Below are 10,009 nucleotides of genomic sequence, written 5' to 3'. Positions count from 1 at the left end.
ACACGATCATGGGACCTAGACACTCACATGATCAACAAGAGCCGTGCCCGCCCTGCAACCAACCCCAAAAGACTTTGCCGGAACCCTGCCAAGGGCGGGTGGGGGGTGCCTAGGGGATGGGTACGCGGGCGGGGAGTGCGGAGTCCGGTTCAGTTCACCAGTCGCGGGACGGGAGTTCCTTCGCCACCACCGGCATCACCTCCGCCGCGAACAGTTCCAGCACGTCACGCGCTTCACCGTCGGTGAGGCCGTCCACCGAGACCGCCTGCACCTCGTGCCCGAACGAAGCGTGGTAGTCGCCGATCTTGTCGATCACCTGCTGCGGGCTGCCGACCAGCGCCGATCCGTTCGCGATCTTGTCCTCCAGTGTGGTGAACTCCGACTTGTTGTGCTGGTAGGCCGGGGTCTTCATCAACGCCTCGAAGTACGGCCGGTAGCCGTCCAGTGCCTCCTGGGACGTCCGCGCCACGTACAGGCCGCCCGCGCCGGAACCGACCAGCGCATCCGCCGGATCGTGACCGTAGTCCGCCCAGCGCTGCCGGTAGTGATCGATCAGGTCGGCATACTTCTTCTTCGGGTGGAAGCCGTTCGCGCTGAACAGCGGGTCGCCGAACCGTGCGGCCAGTTCGGTCGACTCCGTGCTGGAGGCACTGCCGTGCCAGATCCGCGGCCGCTCGTGGAACGGCCGTGGTTGTGTGGTGACGTCTTCCAACGGCGTCCGGAACTCGCCGGACCAGGTCACGTTCTCCTCGTAGAACAGCCGGCGCAACAGTTCGAACTTTTCGGCCTGGTACTCCCATTGCCGGTCCTCGGAAAGCCCGAACAGCGGGAAGTGCCGCGGATCGTTGCCCTTGCCGATCATCAGTTCCAGCCGTCCACCGGAGAGCTGGTCGAGCGTCGCGTAGTCCTCGGCGACGCGGACCGGGTCGAGCACGCTGATCACGGTCAACGTCGTCAGCAGCCTGACGTGCGAAGTGCGTTCGGCGATCGCGGCGAGGATCACCGGTGGCGCGGACGAAAGGAACGGCTCGCCGTGCCGTTCGCCGACGCCGTATGCGTCGAAACCGAGATCTTCGGCGAATTTCGCGTAATCGACGACCTGTCGCAGCCGTTCGTGCTGACTCGGGGCCTTGCCGGTCGCCGGGTCGGGGTGGTTGGCCACGAGGGAGAACAAACCGAACTTCATCGGACCTCCTGCACAGATCGGCCGGGAATCGCCGCGAGGAGTTCGCGGGTGTATTCGGCCTTCGGCTGATGCAACACTTCGGCGGCCGGTCCCATTTCCACGAGTTCACCCGAACGCAGCACGCCGACCCGGTCCGCGAGTTGCCGTACGACGGCGAGATCGTGCGAGATGAACAGGTAACTCAAGCCGAGTTCTCCTTGAAGATCGGACAGCAACCGCAGAATCTGCGCCTGCACCGAAACGTCCAAAGCGGACACTGGCTCGTCGCACACGAGCAGTTCCGGGCGCAGGGCCAGCGCACGGGCGATCGCGACCCGCTGTCGCTGCCCGCCGGAAAGCTCGGCGGGTTTGCGGCGCAGCGCCGTCGACGGCAACGCCACCTGGTCCAGCAGCTCGGCTGCCCGCGCGCGCCGTTCGGCCCTGGTGCCGACACCGAACGCACGCAACGGTTCCCCGACGATCTCCTCGATGGTGAACTTCGGATTCAGTGAAGCGTAAGGGTTTTGGTACACGAGCTGGGCCCTGCGCCGCAGTTGTCGCAGGTCTTCGCCTCGCAACTCGGTGACGTCCTGGCCGTCGAAGGTGATCGACCCGGCCGACGGCGTTTCCAGCCGCAGCACCATCCGCGCGGTCGTCGTCTTTCCCGAGCCCGACTCGCCGACCAGTGCGAGTGTCTGACCACGCGGAATGTCGAACGACACGTCGTCGACGGCGCGCAACACCCGGCCGCCGGGAAGAGCGAACGACTTCGACAGTCCTCGCACCGACACGATCGGTTCGCTTGGCGGGCGAGGCGGCCGCAGCGGTTCGCCGGACATGCTCGGTGCCGCGTCGAGCAGCTGCCGCGTGTATGCCTGCGAAGGCGCGCCGATGACCTCACCCGCGGTGCCTTCCTCGACGACCTCACCGCCGGACAGCACCGCGATCCGGGACGCGCGATCCGCGGCGACACCGAGGTCGTGGGTGATCAGCAGGATGGCTGTCCCCGACTCGCCGGCAAGCTCCGCGAGGTGATCGAGAATCCGCTTCTGCACCGTGACGTCGAGTGCGCTGGTCGGCTCGTCCGCGATGATCAGCTTCGGACGTCCCGCCAGCGCGGCGGCGATCAGCGCCCGTTGCCGCATCCCGCCGGAAAGCTCGTGCGGATACTGCCGCGCACGGGCCTCGGGTTCGGGAATTCCGGCCTTGCGCAACAGTTCCACCGCTTCGATCCCCGCGGTCCGCCGATCGGCGAAACCGTGGATCCGCAGTACTTCGGCAACCTGATCGCCGATCCGGTGCACGGGATTGAGCGACACGGCGGGATCTTGTGGCACCAGAGCGATTTCCCTGCCCCGTATCCCACGCCACTGCCGATCCGGCAGCCGCGTGAGATCACGCCCGGCGAAGGTGATCTCGCCGCCGTCGATCCGCCCGCCACGGGGAAGCAGCCCGATCGCGGCGTGCGCCGTGGTGCTCTTGCCGGAGCCGGACTCGCCGACCACCGCGACGATCTGTCCGGTGTGGACGGTCAGGTCCACGCCCCGCACCGCCGGGACCACGCCGGACCTCGTCCGGTAGGACACCGCGAGATCGCGGATGCGCAGCAGTTCTTCGGTCATCGTCCGTCGCCTCCGTCCAGCGCACGGGAAAGCCGGTTCGCGGAAAGGACCACCGCGGCGACCGTCAGGCCCGGGAACGTCGTCATCCACCAAGCGGTGGCCAGGAAGTTGCGGCCGCCCGCGACGAGCGCGCCCCATTCCGGCGTCGGCGGCGTCGCGCCGAAACCGAGGAAGCTCAGCGCCGACACCTCCAGCACCGCCGTGCCCAGGGTGAGCGTCGCCAGCGCGAGCACCGGGCCGAGCGCGTTCGGCAGCACATGCCTGCCGAGGACGCCGGACCAGCGAACCCCGCTCGCCCGCGCGGCCTCGACGTACACGGTGCCGCGCACGCGGAGCACCTCCGCACGCATCAGCCGGGCGAACGCGGCGAGGTTGGCGATACCGACCGCGATCGCGACGTTCGTCGTGCCGAAGCCGAGCGCGGTGACCAGCGCGAGCGAGAGCAGGATGGGCGGGATCGCCAGCAGCACGTCCACCACTCGCATCACCACCGTGTCCAGCACGCCGCCGCGGAACCCGGCGACCAGGCCGAGCGCGGACCCGGCGACGAGCGCTACGAGCACGGCGATGACGGTGGCGCGTAAGGACAGCGACGCGCCGTGCACGACGCGGGCGAAGATGTCGCGCCCGGTCTCGTCGGTGCCGAACAGGTGTGCCAGGGACGGCCCGCGCAGTTTCTCGGCCGGGATGCCGGTGATCGGGTCGTAGCCGGTGAACAACGACGGCGCGACCGCGGCGAGCAGCGCGAGCACGAGGATCACGACGGCCAGTACGAGCCCCGGCCTGCGAGCTACAACGCCGGTTCGTTGCGCCAGGTCAACCACGGGCCACCTCCGGTGCCTTCGCCGCCGCGATCCGCGGGTCGAGAAGCGGGTAAAGCAGGTCGACGACGAGGTTCAACACCACGAACACCAGCGCCGCCAGCACGATCACGGCCTGCACCACCGGGATGTCCTGGTTCGTCACCGCGGCCGCGGTGACCCGGCCGACGCCGTCACGCGAGAACACCGTCTCGGTGATCACGGACCCGGCGAGCAGGTTGCCCGCCACCACCCCGGCCACGGTGAGCGCGGGGACAGCGGCATTGCGCAGGATATGTCCGAAGTGGACTCTCAGGCGGCTCGCGCCTTTAGCGGCCGCGGTTTCCACGTACGGCTCGGCCAATTGGGCGTTCAGGCTCCTGGCGAGCACCTGGCCGATGATCGCTCCCGTCGGCAGCGCGAGTGTGATCGCGGGCAGGATCAGTGAGGCGACGCCCTGGATGCCCAGGGCGGGAAACAGCCGCAGGCGGAACGAGAAGAACTGGATGAGCAGCAGACCGACCCAGAACGTCGGCAGGGAAATCCCCAACGGTGGCAGGGAAAGTAGCAGCTGACGCAGCCACGGCAGCCGGGTGTACGTCCCGGCGATCGCGATCCCGCCACCGCCGAGCACCGCCAGCAGCACGGCGATCCCGGTCACCGCGAGCGTCGGTGGCATTGCCGAGACGACCGTGTGCGCCGCGTCGTCACCGGTGGTTATGCTGCGCCCGAAATCCCCGTGCAGCGCGGACAGCAAGCGCTTTCCGTACTGGACGGGAAGCGGGTCGTCCAGCCCGTACTCCGCACGGGCCTGCGCGAGCTGTTCGGGGGTCACGGTGATTCCGCCTTCACCACCCCCGAGCTTCGCCGAGACGGCGTCGCCGGGCAGCAGATAGAGGATCACGAACGACAGCGTGAACGCCGCCCACAGCACGAAGACCGCCTGCCCGACGCGGCGCAGCAGATAGGCTCTCATGAGCCGGAAACCCGGGTGTCGAACAGCTGGAGCCGGGAGGACGCCTCGAAGTCGACCGAGTGCGCGTTGGCGCCGATGGCGAGCACCTGGGTCAGCTCGAACACCGGGGCAGCGTACCCGTGCTCCACGATGAGTTTCTGGGTCAGCTCCGCCGCGGGCTTGCGTTTCGCAGTGTCTACTGTGGATGCTTGATCGTCGAGGGCGACGTCGAGCGGACTGCCGGCGGGGAGCTTGCTGCGGTTGCTCGCCTTGGTGGAGAAGATACCGCGCAGGATATCCGGATCCGCCCTTGTCACGTTGTACCAGAGGTATTCGTAGTCCCCGCTTTGCTGCGCCTGCACGGACTCCGCGGTGGTGCGCTGCTCGATCCGCAGATCGAAGCCGATCTTGCGCAGCTGCTGCTGGACGAGTTCGAGTACGCTGCGGTTCTGGTTGAACACTGGGGAAAACTGCACGGTCGCGGTGAGACGCTGCCCGTTCTTCGTGCGGATCCCATCCGACCCTGGCTGCCAGCCGTCGCCGTCGAGCAGCGCGGACGCGCCGTTCGGATCGTAGGCGAGCTGCGCGGAGAGGTCGGCGTGCAGCGGCGTCGCCGAACCGAGAATGCTCGTGGCAGGCTTGTAGTTCCCGGTCAGGACGGTGTTGGTGACCTCCTGCCGGTTGATTCCCTTGACGACGGCCTGGCGCACCTTCTCGTCGGTGAGAACCCCGCGTGTGGTGTTCGCGTGCAGGTTGAACACGACGCCCGGATTCGGCCGGACCGGTTCGGTGAAGCCGTTGCCCGCGAACTGTGGTTCGTCGACCGGCTGGACGTCGGTGATCGCGTCGAGCTGTCCCGAAGCGAGACTGCCGGTGCGGACGCCCGGCTCGGGCACGATCTTGTAGCTCACCTTGTCGAGGTACGCCTCGCCCTGATGGCGGAACAGCGAGGAACCCCACGCGTAGCCCTTGCGCTTCGTGAGCACGATTTCCTGGTTCTGCCGGAAACTCTGGAACACGAACGGCCCCGAGCCGATGAGTCCGTCGCCCTGGCAGCGCTGGTCCGGGGTCCTCTTGTACGCGGCAGGGGCGAGAAGACCGAGTGACATCGTCGAGCTGGCCTGGAGGAACTGCGCGCTCGGCGCGCTGAACTCGACGCGCACGGTATGCGGGTCGACCACCGTACTTGCCTTGTATGCGGCCAAATATCCGGAGGCCAGCTGGGCCTTCGCGCCGAGCGCCTTGATCCCGTCGAAGTTCGCCTTCACCGCGGCCGCGTCGACCGGGGTGCCGTCGGCGAACGTCGCGCCGTCGCGCAGGTGGAAGGTGAACGCCGTCGAATCGGCGCTGACCTCCCACTTCTGCGCCAGCCACGGCTTGATCTCACCGGTTTTCGGATCCTGATCGGTGAGCGAGTCGACGAGCTGACGACCGACGTTGAGCGCGGCGTTCGTCCCGAACTGCTGGGGATCGATGCAGTCGGGATTGGACGAAATGCCCAGCCGCAGCGTGCCGCCGGGGCGGGGCGGGCCCGCGTCGGCGGCGGGATCACCGCCCGCGGCCGAGCAGGCGGCCACCGGGGTCAGCAGCAGGGGCAGGGCGAGCGCGGCGGTGACGACGCGCCCGCGGGACAGGGGTGATCCAAACACCGGGCGGCTCCAGCGGGGAACGGGGCGCTTTCGCTTGCGCCGACCCGTTTCACGCTAATCACGCCCCCGGCCCCGTCCCACTTTCCGAACCCGGGTCCCACTCCCTGAAAACTTCCCCGGCCCCGCTTGACGATCCGTGAATGCGCCCCAATGTGGTGGATCGCCCCGGGTTTCATGGAGGCTGTTGCCTTCATGAAACCCGGGGCGGTCCAGAGCGTTCGCGACATCGGGCGAACGGAGTCAGCTCGTGCGCAGGCAAGTCCGAGGGACGCCCTGGGTGCGTCCACCGCACCCAGGGACGCCCTTGTCGCACCCCAGGCGTCCTACAGCACCTCCGGCAACGCACACGGCCCGGCACCCTTAGCGAGAAAACCTCATTGGGGCGCTCGGGCCACCTCGGGTCAGCAGCGGTTGAGCATGTCGGTGAGGGCGGACTTCTCGGCCGAGTTCACGGTGAGCTTGAACTTGTACTTCACCGCGACCCACATGCTCGCGTAGGTGCACCAGTATCCGGTGAGCGGCGGCTTCCAGGCGTCCGGCGACTTGTCGCCCTTTTCCTGGTTGACGTAGTCGGTGACGGCGATCAGCTGCGGGTCGGTCAGGTCGTTCGCGTACGCCTGCCGCTGCGCCGTCGTCCACGTGGCAGCTCCGGTGCGCCACGCGTTGGCGAGCGGTACCACGTGATCGATGTCCACATTGGACGGACTGGTCCAGGTCTTGCCGTCGTACGGCGAGGCCCAGCTGCCCGACGTCGGGTAGCAGTCGCTGCCGGTCTTGACGTTCGTGCCGTCCCGCTTGAGCACGACCTCGCGCGTGTTGCAGTTGTTGCCCTGGTCGATCCAGTGCGGGAACTTGTCCCGGCTGTAGCCGGTCATGGACCCGTCGGGCGCCACCTTCAGCGTCGCCAGCTCGGACTTCGCGGTCGCGCCGGACGGAATCCCGGGCGGGGTCGCGTCGGCGACGCTGGTGAGTGTCCCGGTGAGGACCACGGCGGTGGCCAGGACGGTCAGAGATCGACGAAGAGTACGCGCGGTTGGCACTTTTCCCCCTCAGTGTCGGGTGCGGCAACCTGGTAACTTTGACTCACGAAAGTGGCGTACGCAACACCATCGGGTGACATGTTGTCGGCTGGTTGTGAAACCACTACGCGGCGACGCGCTCCAGCCGACGGCTGCGCAGCAGTACGCCGACCTCGCGGGAAATGACCATGGCCAACGCCATGAGCAGGAAGAACGCCGCGACGCCGTCCGGGCTCGTATGTGTCGAAACCAGCAGACGGCCGAACTGCGCGGCGAACGACGGCGAGTTCTCCAGTGCGTAGATGAACACGATCCGGCCGACCAGTACGACGAGCCAGATCGCCAGGTAGGCGAGGCCCGCGCGGGTGTAGAGCTTGGCACTGTCCGGATCGCGCCAGACGACCATGGTCCCGTTCAAGGCGAGCCCGACGAGCAAGCCCAGTAGGACTCCGATCGCGGCGAAGGCAGCGTCCGCGGGTTCGTAGTGGTGCTGCCCAGTGCCCAGTGCCAGCACGCCGATCACCGCCGAGGAGATGAAGGGCGCCACCGCGAGGAACACGGTGTGCCTGCGGCGGCCGATCTGGGTCGAGAACACCACGACCAGCAGGATCGCGGCGAAAATCAGTGCGTCGGTCATGAATCCCCCTGCGTTGAAGTCGTTTATAGCACATTCATGCTACATAAAATAGCACGCATGAGCTACAAACGAGCCGGGGTGATTTTCAGATCGTGCCGCGCACCAGGCGCAGATCCTGGGTGTGCCGGTACCAGGTCCACCGGTTCATGGCGCGCGGGTACGCGACGCCGTCGGATGTCGGCCGCGTCGGGATGCAGCCGATCTGGAACGCCCGCGAGTACAACGTCGTCGGGCGCTTGAAGAACGTGCCCTTGGTGACCCGGACCCGCAGGCCGGGGCCTTCGGCGTCCGGTTCGACGACAACCGAGCGCGCCGCCCCGCGCAGCGCGACCTGCTCGTCGCAGTAGGCCACCCCGCGCACCATCCCGAGCACGCCCCGGCCGACAAGCACGCCGCCGGCGTCGTCACGGATCAGCGGAACCGGGTCGACCTCGCCGCGCAACGCCAGCGCGAGCGCCCGTACCGGTTGCGCGGGCAGGCCCCACAGGGAGGCGACGGCGGAATCCGGCGAGGCGGGCACGAAACCGACCGACACGCCCGCGAGCTGTTCCTTTCGCAACAGCCGCAGCACCACCGCGGCGAGGTCGGCGTCCGTCCCCGAGACCACGAGATGATCGTGTTCGCCCAGCAAGGGGTCGATTTCCGCCTTGCCGGGACGGCTGGGCACGCGGATCGACGTGACGTCGTCGATGTCCTCGAAACCGGGCGAGTCCTCGCCACAGGCCACCACGATTCCGCGCACCCGCAGGTCCTCCGTTACGCTCATGCACCGGCATTCACCAGCGCCCTTTTTCAGCTTTGTCGTCGAACACCTGGAGTGTCACATGCCGGCCATCGTGCTCATCGGTGCCCAATGGGGAGATGAAGGCAAGGGCAAGGCCACCGACCTGCTCGGCGACCGCGTTCAGTGGGTCGTCCGCTATCAGGGCGGGAACAACGCCGGCCACACCGTCGTCCTGCCGAACGGCGAGAACTTCGCCCTGCACCTCATCCCGTCCGGCATCCTCACGCCCGGCGTCACCAACGTCATCGGCAACGGTGTCGTCGTCGACCCCGGCGTGCTGCTGGACGAACTCGCCGGCCTCGAGGCCCGCGACGTCGACACCAGCAGGCTGCTGATCTCCGCCGACGCGCATTTGATCATGCCGTACCACGTGGCGATCGATAAGGTCACCGAGCGTTACCTGGGTAGCCGCAAGATCGGCACCACCGGCCGTGGGATCGGGCCGTGCTACCAGGACAAGATCGCCCGCGTCGGCGTCCGCGCGCAGGACCTGCTGGACGAGAAGATCTTCCGGCAGAAGGTCGAGGCCGCACTGGAGTTCAAGAACCAGGTGCTGGTCAAGGTCTACAACCGGAAAGCGCTCGACGCGAACCAGGTCGCCGACGAGGTGCTGTCCGCGGGCGAGCGGTTCGCGCACCGCATCGCGGACACGCGCCTGCAGCTCAACCAGGCCCTCGAACGCGGCGAAACCGTGCTGCTGGAGGGTTCGCAGGGCACGCTGCTCGACGTCGACCACGGCACTTACCCGTTCGTGACGTCGTCGAACCCGACCTCGGGCGGCGCCAGCGCCGGGTCGGGCATCGGGCCGGGCCGGATCACCACGGTGCTCGGCATCCTCAAGGCGTACACCACTCGTGTGGGCTCTGGGCCGTTCCCGACCGAGCTGAACGACGAGTCCGGCGAGTTCCTGCGCAAGCAGGGCGGCGAATTCGGTGTCACCACGGGACGTTCGCGGCGCACCGGCTGGTTCGACGCGGTCATCGCGCGGTACGCGGTGCGCGTCAACGGCATCACCGACTACTTCCTCACCAAGCTCGACGTGCTGTCCGGGCTGGAGAAGGTCCCGGTGTGCGTCGGCTACGAGGTCGACGGCTTCCGCACGCAGGATATGCCGATGACGCAGACCGACGTGCACCACGCGATCCCGATCTACGAAGAGCTGCCGGGCTGGTTCGAGGACATCTCGGGCTGCCGGACGTTCGAGGAGCTGCCCGCGAACGCGCGCGCGTACGTCGAGCGGATCGAGGAGCTGTCCGGCGCGCGGGTCTCGGCGATCGGCGTCGGCCCTGGCCGTGAGCAGACCATCGTTCGGCACGAGTTCGCCTGACGTGAGCTGAAGGGGACTTTCCTCGCATGCGATGCGAGGAAAGTCCCCGTC

Annotated in this window: 9 protein-coding genes; 1 reads left to right on the top strand and 8 read right to left on the bottom strand. The window is 67.7% G+C overall.

Annotated elements, in window-relative coordinates; all coding sequences use genetic code 11:
• Positions 1 to 154 precede the first annotated feature (154 nt).
• From ACFW0G_RS44730 to ACFW0G_RS44695, 8 genes are all read right to left on the bottom strand, one after another.
• Positions 155 to 1,186, bottom strand: a complete 1,032-nt coding sequence (locus ACFW0G_RS44730; RefSeq protein ID WP_378331676.1) for an LLM class flavin-dependent oxidoreductase — start codon at positions 1,184 to 1,186, stop codon at positions 155 to 157.
• On the bottom strand, positions 1,183 to 2,787 hold the full coding sequence (locus ACFW0G_RS44725; RefSeq protein WP_378331674.1) for a dipeptide ABC transporter ATP-binding protein: 1,605 nt from the start codon (positions 2,785 to 2,787) through the stop codon (positions 1,183 to 1,185). The genes ACFW0G_RS44730 and ACFW0G_RS44725 overlap by 4 nt, the downstream gene beginning before the upstream one ends.
• Positions 2,784 to 3,611, bottom strand: coding sequence for an ABC transporter permease (locus ACFW0G_RS44720; RefSeq protein WP_378331673.1), 828 nt, complete (start codon positions 3,609 to 3,611; stop codon positions 2,784 to 2,786). The genes ACFW0G_RS44725 and ACFW0G_RS44720 overlap by 4 nt, the downstream gene beginning before the upstream one ends.
• A complete protein-coding gene (locus ACFW0G_RS44715; protein WP_378331672.1) occupies positions 3,604 to 4,563 on the bottom strand; it encodes an ABC transporter permease in 960 nt (319 codons plus the stop codon). The genes ACFW0G_RS44720 and ACFW0G_RS44715 overlap by 8 nt, the downstream gene beginning before the upstream one ends.
• Complete coding sequence (locus tag ACFW0G_RS44710; protein ID WP_378331671.1) at positions 4,560 to 6,191, bottom strand: ABC transporter substrate-binding protein; 1,632 nt, start codon at positions 6,189 to 6,191, stop codon at positions 4,560 to 4,562. The genes ACFW0G_RS44715 and ACFW0G_RS44710 overlap by 4 nt, the downstream gene beginning before the upstream one ends.
• Positions 6,192 to 6,592: 401 nt before the next feature.
• The gene (locus ACFW0G_RS44705; RefSeq protein ID WP_378331670.1) at positions 6,593 to 7,231 is read right to left on the bottom strand and encodes an HNH endonuclease family protein; all 639 of its coding nucleotides are present in this window, start codon (positions 7,229 to 7,231) and stop codon (positions 6,593 to 6,595) included.
• 103 nt (positions 7,232 to 7,334) lie between these two features.
• Positions 7,335 to 7,847: a DUF1453 domain-containing protein gene (locus ACFW0G_RS44700; RefSeq protein ID WP_378331669.1), complete on the bottom strand. Its 513-nt coding sequence runs from the start codon at positions 7,845 to 7,847 to the stop codon at positions 7,335 to 7,337.
• A gap of 85 nt (positions 7,848 to 7,932) precedes the next feature.
• On the bottom strand, positions 7,933 to 8,613 hold the full coding sequence (locus ACFW0G_RS44695) for a hypothetical protein (RefSeq protein WP_378331668.1): 681 nt from the start codon (positions 8,611 to 8,613) through the stop codon (positions 7,933 to 7,935).
• Positions 8,614 to 8,671: 58 nt separating this feature from the next.
• On the opposite strand from ACFW0G_RS44695, the gene ACFW0G_RS44690 reads away from it, so the two are divergent.
• Entirely contained in the window at positions 8,672 to 9,958 is a 1,287-nt protein-coding gene (locus ACFW0G_RS44690; RefSeq protein ID WP_378331667.1) for an adenylosuccinate synthase, read from the top strand.
• Positions 9,959 to 10,009: the final 51 nt, after the last annotated feature.

This window comes from Amycolatopsis sp. NPDC058986, assembly GCF_042741125.1.
Lineage (GTDB): Bacteria > Actinomycetota > Actinomycetes > Mycobacteriales > Pseudonocardiaceae > Amycolatopsis.
This window is presented reverse-complemented; position numbering and strand designations above follow the sequence as displayed.